Here is a 13,128-nt window from a genome sequence, read left to right as displayed (position 1 = left end):
TTTTTCCTTCGGCATCTATAACAAACCATGCCCTTTCAACTTCATTAGGTTTAGCCAAGAAGCATTTCATCTTGTTTCCTCCTGTATTTCTACTATTAAATTATTTGTATATTCAAAAAACCTAACTCCGGGGCATTGGACCGGTTTTTCTCTTCAACTCATACTCTAGACATTTTATATTACTTAGTTTTAAAAGTCAAGCACTTTTTTATAATTAACGCTCACTAAAAACAATCCTTCAGGACCGGATGTATGTCCAAGCACAGTTCGATTATAATTTTTAAATGCTTGTTCAATGCACGAACTGTCTAGCTTACCCTTACCTATATCAATTAATGTTCCTGCAATAATTCTTACCATGTTGTATAAGAAACCGCTTCCGGTCACATATAGTTTTATCATCTGCTTATCTTTTACAAGCTTTACATCATATACAGTTCTTATTGTTGTCTTTACATGCGATCCTGCAGCCATAAAACCTTTGAAATCATGCGTTCCAACAATAAGATTAAATGCTTCTCCCATTTTATCAACATCCAATCTTGACGGTACAAAGCATGAATATTTCGAGTAAAACGGGTTTCCAACCCTGTCATTATATATTTGATACATATAAGTTTTGTCATGGGCATCAAATCTCGAATTAAATTCTAAAGGTACATCTACAGAATCAATTATCCTTATATCATGCGGCAAATTTGCATTTAAAGCTATTTTGATTTTATCTTCATCAATTCTTGTGTCAGCTGTAAAATTAGCCACTTGTCCTAAAGCGTGAACTCCACCGTCAGTCCTTCCGGAACCTATTAAATTGATTTTTTGCTTCATTACCTTGTACGCTGCCTGCTCTATGGTCTCTTGTATTGTAGTGCCATTTAATTGGCTTTGCCACCCATTATAATTAGTGCCATCGTAGGCAATAATAAGTTTAATATTTCTTACCATATTTTAAATATAATTATCGCTGCAAAATAAACAACAAAAAAGATTGATGCAAGATAATCACCCTTTGATATTTTAAGCTGTCTCATCCTAGTTCTGTTTTCTCCGCCTCTGTAGCACCTAGCTTCCATAGCCATGGCTAATTCATCTGCACGTCTGAATGCACTAATAAATAACGGCACTAAAAGGGGAACTAAATTTTTTGCTCTACTCATTATATTTCCGCTTTCAAAATCAGCACCTCTTGATTTTTGAGCTTTCATGATTTTTTCAGTTTCCTCCATTAATGTAGGGATGAAACGAAGAGCAATTGTCATCATCATGGCAAGCTCATGAGCCGGCAATCCAAATCTTTTGAATGGTTTTAAAAGGCTTTCTATACCGTCCGTTAAAATTATGGGAGATGTTGTTAAAGTTAATAATGATGTACCCATAATTAATAATGTAAGTCTAATAGCCATAAATCCTGCTTGCTGTAACCCTTCTTCTGTTACTTTTATAAAACCGGCCTGAAAAATAATTTTTCCTGGTGTCATTAATAGATTTATCACAAAAGTGATAATAATTATCATTAATATTGGTTTTAAGCCTTTTATTACAAACTTAATCGGCACTTTTGATATTTTGATTGCTATTGCCAAAAAAACAATAACCATCAAATATGTAGAAAAACTTTCTACCAAAAATAATGATATTATATAAATAAATGTTATAATAATCTTAACTCTTGGATCGAGATCATGTACAGGTGATTCGACAGGATAATGCTGCCCTATGGTTAAATTCTTAAACATTATCTTCTCCTCACTTCTTTTAAAATTTCATCTTTTGCCTCTTCAACTGTAAGTATATCCGGCTTAATATTGAAACCGCATTTTCTAAGTTCATTTACTATTTGAGCAACTTGTGGAATTCCAAGTCCTATCTTTTCAAGTTCTTCTGCTTGGGAATATATTTGCTTTGGAGTACCTTCCATGTGTATTTTTCCCTTATATAATACGATCACTCTGTTTACTAATTTAGCTATATCTTCCATACTGTGCGAAACAAGTACAACTGTTACATTAGATTTTTTATGCAGTGTTTGAATTTGTGAAAATATCTCATTTCTTCCTGCCGGATCAAGTCCTGCAGTAGGTTCATCCAAAATAAGATAATGAGGTTTCATCGCTAATACACCTGCTATTGCAACTCTTCGCTTTTGCCCACCTGATAAATCAAAAGGAGATACATCTTTTATTTCATCATAGTTAAATCCAACTAATTCCAATGCTTCCTTAACTCTTATATCTATTTCTTCTTTTGAAATGTTTAAATTCACAGGTCCAAAAGCAACATCCTTTGCCACCGTTTCTTCAAACAGCTGATATTCCGGATATTGAAATACTAAACCAACAAGCTGACGTATTTTGCTTAATTTTTTCTTGTCTTCTCCAACAATTGTTCCATCAACAATAATTTGTCCCTCTGTAGGAGATTCCAAACCGTTAAAAAGCTGTATTAAAGTTGATTTTCCGGAGCCTGTGTGTCCAATAATTCCTAAAAAATCTCCTTCTCTTATTTCTAAATTCAAATTATCCAAAGCTACAGTTCTAAAAGGAGTTCCTTCACTGTATACATATTTTATATTTTCTGCTTTTATTGACATAACAAATCCACCAAATCCTTTACATTTATTATATCAGGCGGTATATTGAGACCTTCCTTTGCAAGTTCCTGTGCAAGTTCAGTTACTTGAGGAACATCGAGGCCAAACTTTTTAATTACTTCTATATTTCTAAAAACGTCTCTTGGAGTACCATCTAATTTGATATTTCCTTTATCCATTATTACAACTCTTTCAGCCTGGACTGCCTCATCCATATAATGAGTGATAAGCAATATGGTTTTGCCTTGATCATTGAGTTTTTTCAATGTTTCCATTACTTCTCTTCTGCCTGAAGGATCAAGCATTGCCGTAGGTTCATCCAATATGATGCAGTCGGAATTAAGTGCAAGTATACCAGCTATTGCAATCCTTTGCTTCTGACCCCCTGATAAAAGATGCGGAGGTCTTTTTCTGTATTCGTACATCCCAACAGCATTTAAAGCATCATCAACTCTTTTTCTTATTTCAGAAGATTCAACCCCTTGATTTTCAGGACCAAATGCAATATCTTCCTCAACAATCGTAGCAACAAGCTGATTGTCTGGATTTTGGAAAACCATTCCTGCACTTTGTCTTATATCCCACAATTTAGAATCATCAGCTGTATCCATGCCTTTAACATAAACTTTGCCTTCAGTTGGAAGCAATATTGAATTAATAAGTTTTGCCAATGTTGATTTTCCGGATCCATTATGTCCTATAATCGCAGTAAACTCACCTTTTTTTATATTAAGACTGACACCATCAACAGCATAGCAGGTGTCTTCCTTGCCGTACTTATATTTGACATTTTCTATTTTAATTATGTAATCGTCCATTATACACCTGTTTTCAATTATATTATGCGTCTGTGTAAGACGCATTATGATAATATCATTATTCACATTATTTTACAACACTAAATTTAAATGCTTAATTCAAATTTATAGGGCGAAAAAACACTCTGAAAAATGGGGTTAGGGCACACAAAAGAAAAAACACTCTGAAAAATGGGGTTAGGGCATACAAAAACAACCCACAGAAAAACTTCTGTGAGTTGTAAAATTTATACCAATTCAATTATTGCCATTTCTGCTCCATCGCCTCTGCGTGGTCCCAATTTTAGAATTCTAGTGTATCCACCGTTTCTATCCTTGTATTGAGGAGCAACTTCTTCAAATAGCTTATAAACGGCATTTTTGTCATACATATAAGCTAATGCTTGACGTCTTGCATGTAGGTCTCCTCTTTTACCAAGAGTAATAGCTCTTTCTGCAACTCTTCTTAATTCTTTAGCTCTTGTTACTGTAGTAACAATTCTACCGTTATTAATCAAGTCAGCAGTCATGTTTCGAAGCATTGCTACTCTATGGTCTGTAGTGACACCTAATTTTCTGTGACTACCCATGCTTAGTCCTCCTTTTACAACTAATTATCATTTTTTCTTAGAGATAAACCTAGTTCCTCAAGTTTTTTTGCTACTTCATCCAAAGATTTCTTTCCAAGGTTTCTTACTTTCATCATATCATCTTCTGACTTGTATGTAAGCTCCTCAACAGAGTTAATTCCTGCTCTCTTCAGACAATTGTAAGATCTAACTGATAAATCAAGTTCCTCTATTGTCATTTCTAATACTTTTTCTTTCTCATCTTCTTCTTTTTCTATCATTATTTCTACATCGTTAATATGTTCTGTCAATGATATGAATAAGTTGAGATGCTCACTTAATATTTTAGCACCTAAAGAAACTGCTTCTTCAGGTTCAATTGTTCCATCAGTCCAAATCTCTATAGTCAATCTGTCAAAATCTGTTCTGTTTCCAACTCGAGTGTCTTCAACTGTGAAGTTTACTTTTTTAACAGGTGTATATATTGAATCAATAGGAATTACACCAATTGATTGGCTGTCCTTCTTATTTCTTTCAGCTACTGCATATCCTCTTCCTTGTTCTATTTCCATCTCAATTATGAGTTCGGAACCTTCTTCAAGTGTTGCAATATGCAAATTTTCGTTGATTATATCAACATCCCCGCCTGTTATTATATCTGCTGCTGTAACCTCTTTAGGTCCCTTTACATCTATTAAAAGCTGTACAGGTCCAGGCACATTCATTTTAGCAGCCAGATTCTTAATATTAAGAATTATCTCTGTTACATCTTCTCTTACTCCAGGTATTGTAGAAAACTCATGCAATACACCTTGGATGTTGATTGAAGTAACAGCTGCTCCTGGTAATGATGAAAGAAGTATCCTTCTGAGCGAATTTCCAAGTGTTGTTCCATAACCTCTTTCAAGTGGTTCAACGACTATTTTCCCATATGTGTTATCATCATTTTTTTCAATTAACGTAATATTAGGTTTTTCTATTTCTATCATCCCAACCCTCCTTAGATGTGATGTTTGCCGAGGGTAATAATTCTTAATGCCTACTACTTAGAGTATAACTCGACAATCAGATGCTCTTCTATTGGTATTTCAATATCTTCTTTTACAGGTTCAGCTATAAGCCTTCCTGTGAAGTTCTCAGGTTCTACCTGCAACCATTGTGGAGCAGTTTTCTTATGATTTTCCATTAAAGTTTTAAATTTATCTGAGCTTTGGCTCTTTTCTTTAACTTTTATTACATCGCCAACTTGAAGAGTCATTGATGGAATATCAGCCTTCTTACCATTTACTGTAAAATGACCGTGAACTACCAATTGTCTAGCTTCTGGTCTTGAGCTTGCAAAGCCTAATCTGTATATTACATTATCAAATCTAAGCTCCATCAATTTCAATAAGTTATCACCGGTTTTACCAGCCATTTTATCTGCCGTTTTGAAAGCTTCAGCGAACTGTCCTTCTAAAACGCCATAATATTTTCTAACTTTTTGTTTTTCTCTCAACTGAATACCATAGTTAGTAAGTTTCTTGTTGTTTTGACCATGTTGTCCTGGTGCATAGTTTCTTCTTGCCAAAGCACATTTGTCAGTATAACATCTGTCACCTTTTAAATATAACTTTATTCCTTCTCTTCTGCATATTCTGCATACAGGTCCAGTATATCTTGCCATCTTTTCACCTCGTTTCTATTATACTCTTCTACGTTTTGGTGGTCTGCAACCATTATGTGGTATTGGAGTAACATCTTTAATTAAATTCACTTCTAGTCCAGCTGCTTGCAAAGATCTTATTGCTGCTTCTCTGCCTGAGCCTGGTCCTTTAACGTATACTTCTACTGTTTTTAAGCCATGTTCCATTGCTCTCTTTGCTGCTTCTTCTGCTACCATGCTTGCTGCAAATGGAGTAGATTTTCTTGAACCCTTAAATCCTAACTGGCCTGAACTTGCCCATGAAATTGCATTTCCCTGCAAGTCTGTAAGAGTCACAAGCGTATTGTTAAAAGTTGACTTAATATGTGCCTGGCCTTTTTCAATATTTTTACGTTCTCTTTTTCTTACTCTTGTTGTTTTTTGTTGTTTTTTAGCTGCCACTTAAGTCCCTCCTTTTACTTTTTAGATTTTTTTCCTGAAACTCTCTTAGGACCTTTTCTAGTTCTTGCATTATTTTTAGTATTTTGTCCTCTAACCGGCAATCCTTTTTTGTGTCTTAAGCCTCTGAAACAGTTGATTTCTTTCAATCTCTTGATATTCAACAATACTTCTCTTCTTAAATCACCTTCAACAGGATGCTTATCTATTTCAGTTCTTAACTGTTGTACTTCATCTTCTGTCAGGTCCTTAACTCTTGTATCAGGGTTAATGCCTGTATCTTTTAATATTTGGTTTGAAGTTTTTCTGCCTATACCATAAATATATGTCAGACCAATTTCAACTCTCTTTTCTCTTGGTAAATCTACACCAGCGATTCTGGCCATTAAGCTTACACCTCCTACCTTAGTAGTTACTTAATATATAAATTAGTTATCATTAGCCTTGCTTTTGTTTGTGCTTTGGATTTTCACAGATCACCATAACTTTACCTTTTCTTCTGATGATCTTGCATTTTTCGCACATTGGTTTTACTGATGGTCTTACTTTCATTTGTAATACCTCCTTACTTTTTCCTCCAGGTTATTCTTCCTCTTGTTAAATCATACGGTGATAATTCAACAGCTACCGTATCTCCCGGAAGAATCCTGATATAGTTCATCCTCAGTTTTCCAGAAATATGCGCTAAAATCTGGTGTCCGTTCTGAAGCTCAACTATGAACATTGCATTAGGAAGTGCTTCCAGGACTTTTCCTTCGACTTCTATAACATCTTTCTTGGACATTGATCACTCAACCTCCATTTCTACAGATGCATTTTCATTATAAGGCTTTAACACCTTTCTTATAAATGCATCATCTAGATTTTTGTTACATTGTAACACGTCTGCAAATTCTGTCAATACTGTATTATAAATTACTAAATGTTTAACTTTTTTCTTTTTAGGGAAACTTAGTTTCCTAAGATCTCCGTCACATATTAAAACATGTTGCTCATCTAAAACTTGACATACAATAAATATTCTTCCTTTATCTCTGCCAGCTTTTGATTTAACTATTTGACCAATTTTTAAATCTGTTGTTAATTCCAATAAATCACCCCTATAATACGGTTAAAAGCTCTGGTTCTCCATCTGTTATTGCAATGGTGTGTTCGTAGTGTGCAGATGGTCTCCCATCCACAGTTACTACAGTCCAGCCATCTTCTAGAACTTTTACGTTGTATGTTCCTGCGTTAATCATAGGTTCAATGGCAAGGACCATACCTGCTTGCAGCCGCGGCCCCTTACCAGGTTTCCCAAAGTTAGGAATTTGCGGTGATTCATGCATATCCTTTCCTACTCCGTGACCCACATAATCCCTTACAACTGAAAATCCTTGACTCTCTGCGTACTGCTGAATTGCATGTGATATATCAGACAATCTGTATGATGATTTTGCAAATTTAATTCCTTCATAGAAACTTTGTCTTGTAGCTTCGACTAAACGTCTTTTCTCTTCGTCAACTTCTCCTACTAAAAATGTTTTTGCACTGTCACCTACATATCCTCCAAAAGTTGCTCCTATATCTATGCTTACTATGTCACCTTCAATAAGTTTTCTTTTACTTGGAAATCCATGTACAACTTCTTCGTTTACAGAAGCACATATTGAATACGGAAAACCTCCATAACCTTTAAAGGTAGGAATAGCATTTTGGCTTCTTATGAAATCTTCAACCAACTGATCAAGTTCTTTAGTAGTCACTCCGGGTTTAATATGCTTTCTCACAAGTTCATGAGACTGTGCAACCAAACGTCCGGCTTTTCTCATTATTTCAATTTCTCTTCTAGTCTTAAGGATAATCATACTAATTATTCCTCAATTTTGCAACAATGATTTTGCCAACCTCAGCAATAGGTTTCTCTCCGTCTATATTAACTATTATATTCTTTTTGGTATAATAATCAATAAGAGGTTCTGTTTGCTCTTGGTAGACATTTATTCTTTTAGAAACTGTTTCTTCAGTATCATCTTTCCTCTGAAGAAGTTCGCCTCCGCAATTGTCACAAATTCCTTCTTTTTTAGGCTTGTTGAATGACATGTGATATGTTTGACCACAGCCAGCGCATACCCTTCTTCCAACAGCTCTTTCAATAAGAAGCTCTTTTCTTACTTCTATATTTATAACATAATCAAGTTTCTGATTAATGCTTTTCAAAGCTTCTTCAAGTTCATCAGCCTGAAAAACTGTTCTTGGAAATCCATCTAAAAGAAATCCATTTTTGCAGTCATCCTCAAGCAATCTGCCCTTTACTAATTCAACTGTCAATTCATCAGGAACGAGTAAACCTTGATCCATATATTCTTTAGCTTTTTTCCCAAGAACTGTTCCTTCTTTAATATTCTTCCTGAATATATCTCCTGTAGATATATGCGGTATTGAAAATTCTTTTACAATCGTTTCTGCCTGAGTTCCCTTGCCTGCTCCAGGAGGTCCCAATAAAATTGCTCTCATTTTCCTTACCTCTCTTTACTTCAAAAATCCTTTATAGTGTCTCATCAACATTTGAGCTTCTACTTGCTTCATTGTTTCAAGAGCTACGCCGGTTACGATTAACAGTGCCGTTCCGCCAAAGTATATATTTAAATCTGTAAATGATAATATTAAAGTTGGTATTGTCGCTATTATTGCAAGAGCTACTGCTCCTGCTATTGTAATTCTGTTTAAAACTTTGTTTAAATATTCTGCTGTTGGTCTGCCTGGTCTAATACCTGGTATAAATCCTCCATTTTCCTTCAGGGTAGTTGAATATTCAAATGGATTGAACTGTACCGCTGTATAGAAATATGTGAAGAATATTATAAGTATTATATTTAATATTGTATAAATATATATTCCAGGGCTTTGAGCTGTTGAAAAATATTTTTGCACGCCTTCTGCCATGTTTGGGAAGAAGAATGCCATTGTCTGTGGTATAGCCAAGAGCGTAGAAGCAAATATTACCGGCATAACTCCAGCCATTAACACTTTCATAGGAATGTGTGTGCTTTGTCCGCCATACATTTTTCTTCCAACAACTCTTTTTGCATACTGAACCGGCACTTTTCTTTCACCTTGCTGAATTGCTATAACACCAACTACTATTAGTAAAGCAAATATCAGGAATATTATAATTTCAAGGAAGTTTACTACTCCGTTCTGAACTTGGTAAATCATAGTTCCAAAATCAGATGGATAACGAGATACTATACCTATCATTATTATTAGTGAAATACCGTTGCCAATACCTTTGTCTGTTATTAACTCACCAAGCCACATAAGGAATGCTGTTCCCGCTGTAAGTACAATTACTACCGACAAAATTGATAAAAAGCTTTGATCAATTATTGCTGAATTAAAGAATCCAACACTGTATGCTGTAGCTTGAATCAACGCCAATATAACTGTTACATATCTGGTCCACTGAGCCATTTTTTTTCTTCCATCTTCAGCTTTGAATATTTGTTCCAACTTTGGAATTGCTATTGCCAATAACTGAAGAATAATTGAAGCCGTAATGTACGGATAAATATTTAATGCAAATATTGTAAAATCTTTGAAGGCTCCACCAGACATCATATCAAAGAAATCTAATAAACCTCCAGCTGTTCCTGTAAACATATTTTGAACAACCGCTTTGTCTATACCTGGAACAGGTATAACAGCTCCTAATCTGTACACTACCAACATTAAAAATGTAAATGTCATTCTTTTTCTTAAATCAGGTATTTTCCACGCATTCTTTAAAGTTTCAAACAACTTAAATCACCTCAGCTTTTCCGCCGGCAGCTTCGATTTTCTCCACCGCGGATTTGCTGAATTTATGAGCTTTAACTATAAGCTTCTTAGCAAGTTCGCCGTTTCCCAGTATCTTTACACCATCAAGTTGTTTTTTCAAAATACCCTCTGATTTAAGAACTTCTGGAGTAATCTCTGCTCCATCTTCGAATTTGTTCAACACTTCAATATTTATCTCAGCAAATTGTGTTCCGAAAATATTAGTAAACCCTCTCTTTGGAAGTCTCCTGTAAAGAGGCATCTGGCCACCTTCAAATCCTGGTCTTACTCCACCACCAGAACGTGATTTTTGTCCATTCATACCTCTACCAGCTGTCTTACCTTGTCCCGTCGCTGTTCCTCTTCCTAATCTTTTTCTGTTTTTTGAACTACCAGGACTAGGTTTTAATTCATGAAGTTTCATCTTTAACACCTCCTTATAGTCTTATTCAGTAACCTCTACCATGAAGTCTACTTTTTTGATCATTCCTCTAATTTGAGGAGTATCTTCTTTTTCAACTACATGGCCTATTTTTCTTAATCCCAGAGCTTTAATATTTTTCACCTGGTTAGGAGTTCTGCCTATTTTGCTCTTAGTTTGTTTTATTTTAATCATTGCCATAATTTTCACCTCTTAACCTAAAATTTCTTCTACAGATTTTCCTCTGATTTTTGCTACATCCTCAGGTTTCTTAAGAAGTTTTAAGGCTTCAATTGTTGCATTTACTACATTTCTTGGATTGTTTGATCCCAATGATTTTGTTCTTATATCCCTAACTCCTGCAAGTTCTAACACTGCACGAACAGGTCCTCCAGCTATGATACCAGTACCTTCTTTAGCTGGTTTAACAAGAACTCTACCTGCGCCATATCTGCCGATTATTTCGTGTGGCACTGTAGTGTTAATCAGTGGCACTTCAATCATATTCTTTTTAGCATCCTGGATTGCTTTTCTTATAGCATCTGGAATTTCAATAGCTTTTGCCATTCCAATTCCAACATGACCATTTTCATCACCAACAACAACCAATACGCTGAATCTAAAGTTTCTACCACCTTTAACAACTTTAGTAACACGGTTGATGCTGATAACTTTTTCTTTAACATCCAGTTGGCTTGCATCTATACGTCCACGCTGCTCCATGACTAACCTCCTTATTAAAATTCAAGTCCGCTTTCTCTTGCTCCTTCAGCAAGTAATTTTACTCTGCCGTGATATAAATATCCGCCTCTGTCGAAAACTACTGCATTTATACCTTTATCTTTCGCTCTTTCTCCTACTGCCTTACCAACTAATTTTGCTGCATCAGACTTAGTAAGCTCTGCTACCTTATCTCTTAGTTCTTTATCTTGTGTTGAAGCACAAGCTAAAGTTGTTCCAGTAGCATCATCAATTACTTGAGCGTATATGTGCTTAGAGCTTTTAAATATATTTAATCTTGGTCTCTCAGGAGTTCCTACGATTTTATTTCTAATACTGTAGTGTCTTTCTTTTCTCTTTTGATTTTTATCAATTTTTTTAAGCAATACACCCACTCCTTTCTTAATTATTTACCAGTTTTACCAGCTTTACGTCTAACAACTTCATCAGTATATTTGATTCCTTTTCCTTTATAAGGTTCAGGTTTTCTCCAATCTCTGATTACAGCTGCATAATTTCCTACTTGCTGTTTATCAATACCTTTTACTGCTATTTTATTAGTTCCTTCAACTGCTGTTTCAATTCCTTTTGGATCTTCCATTTCAACAGGATGTGAAAAACCTAAGTTTAATACTAATTTGCTTCCTTGTTTTTGTGCTCTATATCCAACGCCTACTATTTCAAGTGTTTTTACATATCCTTCTGTTACACCAACTACCATGTTGTTAATGAGAGTTCTTGTCAGTCCATGAAGAGATCTGTTTTCTTTTTCATCGTTTGGTCTTGAAACAATAATTTCAGTTCCTTCGATTTCAATCTTCATTAACTTTGACAACTGCTGTTCAAGCTGTCCTTTTGGTCCCTTAACAACTGTGTAGTTGTTCTTATCGATATTTACTTCAACATTTGCAGGTATAGTTATAGGCTTTAAACCTATTCTTGACATCTTAGCACCTCCTATTCGTTATTATTACCATACGTAGCAGATTACTTCTCCGCCAACTCCCTGTGCTCTTGCTTTTTTGTCTGTTACGATTCCGTTTGATGTTGAAATTATAGCTATGCCTAAGCCGCCTAAAACCTTTGGAGTTTCATCTTTTCCTACGTAAACTCTTAGACCTGGTTTAGATATTCTCTTAATGCCTGTTATAACTCTTTCTTTGTTTGACTGATATTTAAGTTCTACTCTAATAATACCTTGTTTATCGTCATCTATAACATCAAAGCCTTTAATGTAACCTTCTTCCAATAATATATTAGAAATTTCTTTCTTAATTTTAGAAGCTGGTACATCCACAAACTCATGTTTTGCTTTATTGCCATTTCTTATTCTCGTTAACATATCTGCGATAGGATCTGTCATTACCATGTAAGTAACCTCCTTCCATTTTTTAAAATTTTACCAACTAGCTTTTTTAACGCCAGGTATCTGACCTTTATAAGCCAGTTCTCTAAAGCATATACGGCATATGCCGAATTTCCTTAAATAAGCATGAGGTCTTCCACAAATCTTGCATCTTGAATATTCTCTTGTAGAGAATTTTTGTTCTCTCTGTTGTTTAACTTTTAGAGATGTTTTTGCCATATTCTTAACCCTCCCTTACTTACTAAAAGGCATTCCCATTAATTTCAAAAGCTCACGAGCTTCCTCATCTGTATTAGCTGTGGTTGTTATGATTATGTCCATACCTCTTATTTTATCGATTTTATCGTAATTGATTTCCGGAAATATCAACTGTTCTTTAATTCCCAAAGCGTAATTTCCTCTTCCGTCAAAAGCTGTCTTTGAAACTCCTCTGAAGTCTCTAACTCTCGGTAAAGCAATATTCACAAGTTTATCAAGGAACTCATACATATGATCTCCTCTTAATGTAACCTTGCAGCCTACTGCCATTCCTTCTCTTACTTTAAAGTTAGAAATAGATTTTTTAGCTTTAGTCACTACAGGTTTTTGTCCTGCTATAAGTGTCATTTCTTCTACTGCGTTGTCTAAGAATTTTTGATTTTCCTTTGCTTCACCAACGCCCATATTAATAATTACTTTTTCTATCTTAGGTGCCTGCATAATGCTTGTATACTGAAATTTTTCCATCAGTGCGGGCACTACTTGTTCTTTATATGTCGTTTTTAATCTAGCCATATAGTTCGTA

Annotated in this window: 23 protein-coding genes; all 23 read right to left on the bottom strand. The window is 35.0% G+C overall.

The features are described 5' to 3' along the window. Positions 1–189: 189 nt before the first annotated feature. The gene (gene truA, locus SA378_RS00690; RefSeq protein ID WP_318524072.1) at positions 190–945 is read right to left on the bottom strand and encodes a tRNA pseudouridine(38-40) synthase TruA; all 756 of its coding nucleotides are present in this window, start codon (positions 943–945) and stop codon (positions 190–192) included. Then, positions 939–1,736 carry an energy-coupling factor transporter transmembrane component T gene (locus SA378_RS00685; RefSeq protein WP_318524071.1) on the bottom strand — a complete coding sequence of 266 codons (798 nt, stop codon included), beginning with the start codon at positions 1,734–1,736 and terminating at the stop codon, positions 939–941. Before SA378_RS00685 ends, truA begins: the two co-directional genes overlap by 7 nt. Next, entirely contained in the window at positions 1,736–2,590 is an 855-nt protein-coding gene (locus tag SA378_RS00680) for an energy-coupling factor transporter ATPase (protein ID WP_318524070.1), read from the bottom strand. Before SA378_RS00680 ends, SA378_RS00685 begins: the two co-directional genes overlap by 1 nt. Then, positions 2,581–3,408, bottom strand: a complete 828-nt coding sequence (locus SA378_RS00675; RefSeq protein WP_318524069.1) for an energy-coupling factor transporter ATPase — start codon at positions 3,406–3,408, stop codon at positions 2,581–2,583. Before SA378_RS00675 ends, SA378_RS00680 begins: the two co-directional genes overlap by 10 nt. A 227-nt stretch (positions 3,409–3,635) precedes the next feature. Then, positions 3,636–3,977 (bottom strand): 50S ribosomal protein L17, encoded by a 342-nt coding sequence (gene rplQ, locus SA378_RS00670; protein WP_318524068.1) that lies wholly within the window; start codon positions 3,975–3,977, stop codon positions 3,636–3,638. Between the two features lie 20 nt (positions 3,978–3,997). Continuing rightward, positions 3,998–4,945 (bottom strand): DNA-directed RNA polymerase subunit alpha, encoded by a 948-nt coding sequence (locus tag SA378_RS00665; RefSeq protein WP_318524067.1) that lies wholly within the window; start codon positions 4,943–4,945, stop codon positions 3,998–4,000. A gap of 53 nt (positions 4,946–4,998) precedes the next feature. Next, the gene (gene rpsD, locus SA378_RS00660) at positions 4,999–5,622 is read right to left on the bottom strand and encodes a 30S ribosomal protein S4 (RefSeq protein WP_318524066.1); all 624 of its coding nucleotides are present in this window, start codon (positions 5,620–5,622) and stop codon (positions 4,999–5,001) included. 18 nt (positions 5,623–5,640) lie between these two features. Further along, entirely contained in the window at positions 5,641–6,042 is a 402-nt protein-coding gene (rpsK, locus tag SA378_RS00655; protein WP_318524065.1) for a 30S ribosomal protein S11, read from the bottom strand. Between the two features lie 14 nt (positions 6,043–6,056). After that, positions 6,057–6,425, bottom strand: a complete 369-nt coding sequence (gene rpsM / locus SA378_RS00650) for a 30S ribosomal protein S13 (RefSeq protein ID WP_318524064.1) — start codon at positions 6,423–6,425, stop codon at positions 6,057–6,059. A 52-nt stretch (positions 6,426–6,477) separates the two neighbouring features. Further along, positions 6,478–6,591: a 50S ribosomal protein L36 gene (gene rpmJ / locus SA378_RS00645; RefSeq protein ID WP_019229577.1), complete on the bottom strand. Its 114-nt coding sequence runs from the start codon at positions 6,589–6,591 to the stop codon at positions 6,478–6,480. 13 nt (positions 6,592–6,604) lie between these two features. Then, positions 6,605–6,823 (bottom strand): translation initiation factor IF-1, encoded by a 219-nt coding sequence (gene infA / locus SA378_RS00640; protein WP_019229578.1) that lies wholly within the window; start codon positions 6,821–6,823, stop codon positions 6,605–6,607. 3 nt (positions 6,824–6,826) lie between these two features. Next, complete coding sequence (locus SA378_RS00635) at positions 6,827–7,129, bottom strand: KOW domain-containing RNA-binding protein (RefSeq protein ID WP_318524063.1); 303 nt, start codon at positions 7,127–7,129, stop codon at positions 6,827–6,829. A 10-nt stretch (positions 7,130–7,139) separates the two neighbouring features. Then, on the bottom strand, positions 7,140–7,886 hold the full coding sequence (gene map / locus SA378_RS00630; RefSeq protein WP_318524062.1) for a type I methionyl aminopeptidase: 747 nt from the start codon (positions 7,884–7,886) through the stop codon (positions 7,140–7,142). A gap of 1 nt (position 7,887) precedes the next feature. Then, a complete protein-coding gene (locus SA378_RS00625; RefSeq protein ID WP_318524061.1) occupies positions 7,888–8,535 on the bottom strand; it encodes an adenylate kinase in 648 nt (215 codons plus the stop codon). Between the two features lie 15 nt (positions 8,536–8,550). Next, complete coding sequence (gene secY, locus SA378_RS00620) at positions 8,551–9,819, bottom strand: preprotein translocase subunit SecY (RefSeq protein ID WP_318524060.1); 1,269 nt, start codon at positions 9,817–9,819, stop codon at positions 8,551–8,553. A gap of 1 nt (position 9,820) precedes the next feature. Beyond that, the gene (rplO, locus tag SA378_RS00615; protein WP_318524059.1) at positions 9,821–10,261 is read right to left on the bottom strand and encodes a 50S ribosomal protein L15; all 441 of its coding nucleotides are present in this window, start codon (positions 10,259–10,261) and stop codon (positions 9,821–9,823) included. A 21-nt stretch (positions 10,262–10,282) separates the two neighbouring features. Next, positions 10,283–10,459, bottom strand: a complete 177-nt coding sequence (gene rpmD / locus SA378_RS00610) for a 50S ribosomal protein L30 (protein WP_318524058.1) — start codon at positions 10,457–10,459, stop codon at positions 10,283–10,285. Between the two features lie 12 nt (positions 10,460–10,471). Further along, the gene (gene rpsE / locus SA378_RS00605) at positions 10,472–10,981 is read right to left on the bottom strand and encodes a 30S ribosomal protein S5 (protein WP_318524057.1); all 510 of its coding nucleotides are present in this window, start codon (positions 10,979–10,981) and stop codon (positions 10,472–10,474) included. Between the two features lie 14 nt (positions 10,982–10,995). Continuing rightward, positions 10,996–11,364: a 50S ribosomal protein L18 gene (gene rplR / locus SA378_RS00600; RefSeq protein WP_318524056.1), complete on the bottom strand. Its 369-nt coding sequence runs from the start codon at positions 11,362–11,364 to the stop codon at positions 10,996–10,998. 20 nt (positions 11,365–11,384) lie between these two features. After that, positions 11,385–11,924, bottom strand: a complete 540-nt coding sequence (gene rplF / locus SA378_RS00595; RefSeq protein ID WP_318524055.1) for a 50S ribosomal protein L6 — start codon at positions 11,922–11,924, stop codon at positions 11,385–11,387. Positions 11,925–11,948: 24 nt separating this feature from the next. Further along, positions 11,949–12,347 (bottom strand): 30S ribosomal protein S8, encoded by a 399-nt coding sequence (gene rpsH, locus SA378_RS00590; protein ID WP_318524054.1) that lies wholly within the window; start codon positions 12,345–12,347, stop codon positions 11,949–11,951. 30 nt (positions 12,348–12,377) lie between these two features. Further along, positions 12,378–12,563, bottom strand: coding sequence for a type Z 30S ribosomal protein S14 (locus tag SA378_RS00585; protein ID WP_318524053.1), 186 nt, complete (start codon positions 12,561–12,563; stop codon positions 12,378–12,380). Between the two features lie 15 nt (positions 12,564–12,578). After that, on the bottom strand, positions 12,579–13,118 hold the full coding sequence (rplE, locus tag SA378_RS00580; RefSeq protein WP_318524073.1) for a 50S ribosomal protein L5: 540 nt from the start codon (positions 13,116–13,118) through the stop codon (positions 12,579–12,581). Positions 13,119–13,128 lie beyond the last annotated feature (10 nt).

It is taken from the genome of Sedimentibacter sp. (assembly GCF_033447055.1).
Taxonomy (GTDB): domain Bacteria; phylum Bacillota; class Clostridia; order Tissierellales; family Sedimentibacteraceae; genus Sedimentibacter.
This window is presented reverse-complemented; position numbering and strand designations above follow the sequence as displayed.

Bases quoted from the DNA above. Each gene is read 5' to 3' on its own strand.
- truA (WP_318524072.1), bottom strand. From the start codon at position 945: ATGGTAAGAAATATTAAACTTATTATTGCCTACGATGGCACTAATTAT.
- SA378_RS00685 (WP_318524071.1), bottom strand. From the start codon at position 1,736: ATGTTTAAGAATTTAACCATAGGGCAGCATTATCCTGTCGAATCACCT.
- SA378_RS00680 (WP_318524070.1), bottom strand. From the start codon at position 2,590: ATGTCAATAAAAGCAGAAAATATAAAATATGTATACAGTGAAGGAACT.
- SA378_RS00675 (WP_318524069.1), bottom strand. From the start codon at position 3,408: ATGGACGATTACATAATTAAAATAGAAAATGTCAAATATAAGTACGGC.
- rplQ (WP_318524068.1), bottom strand. From the start codon at position 3,977: ATGGGTAGTCACAGAAAATTAGGTGTCACTACAGACCATAGAGTAGCA.
- SA378_RS00665 (WP_318524067.1), bottom strand. From the start codon at position 4,945: ATGATAGAAATAGAAAAACCTAATATTACGTTAATTGAAAAAAATGAT.
- rpsD (WP_318524066.1), bottom strand. From the start codon at position 5,622: ATGGCAAGATATACTGGACCTGTATGCAGAATATGCAGAAGAGAAGGA.
- rpsM (WP_318524064.1), bottom strand. From the start codon at position 6,425: ATGGCCAGAATCGCTGGTGTAGATTTACCAAGAGAAAAGAGAGTTGAA.
- rpmJ (WP_019229577.1), bottom strand. From the start codon at position 6,591: ATGAAAGTAAGACCATCAGTAAAACCAATGTGCGAAAAATGCAAGATC.
- infA (WP_019229578.1), bottom strand. From the start codon at position 6,823: ATGTCCAAGAAAGATGTTATAGAAGTCGAAGGAAAAGTCCTGGAAGCA.
- map (WP_318524062.1), bottom strand. From the start codon at position 7,886: ATGATTATCCTTAAGACTAGAAGAGAAATTGAAATAATGAGAAAAGCC.
- SA378_RS00625 (WP_318524061.1), bottom strand. From the start codon at position 8,535: ATGAGAGCAATTTTATTGGGACCTCCTGGAGCAGGCAAGGGAACTCAG.
- rplO (WP_318524059.1), bottom strand. From the start codon at position 10,261: ATGAAACTTCATGAATTAAAACCTAGTCCTGGTAGTTCAAAAAACAGA.
- rpmD (WP_318524058.1), bottom strand. From the start codon at position 10,459: ATGGCAATGATTAAAATAAAACAAACTAAGAGCAAAATAGGCAGAACT.
- rpsE (WP_318524057.1), bottom strand. From the start codon at position 10,981: ATGGAGCAGCGTGGACGTATAGATGCAAGCCAACTGGATGTTAAAGAA.
- rplF (WP_318524055.1), bottom strand. From the start codon at position 11,924: ATGTCAAGAATAGGTTTAAAGCCTATAACTATACCTGCAAATGTTGAA.
- rpsH (WP_318524054.1), bottom strand. From the start codon at position 12,347: ATGGTAATGACAGATCCTATCGCAGATATGTTAACGAGAATAAGAAAT.
- SA378_RS00585 (WP_318524053.1), bottom strand. From the start codon at position 12,563: ATGGCAAAAACATCTCTAAAAGTTAAACAACAGAGAGAACAAAAATTC.
- rplE (WP_318524073.1), bottom strand. From the start codon at position 13,118: ATGGCTAGATTAAAAACGACATATAAAGAACAAGTAGTGCCCGCACTG.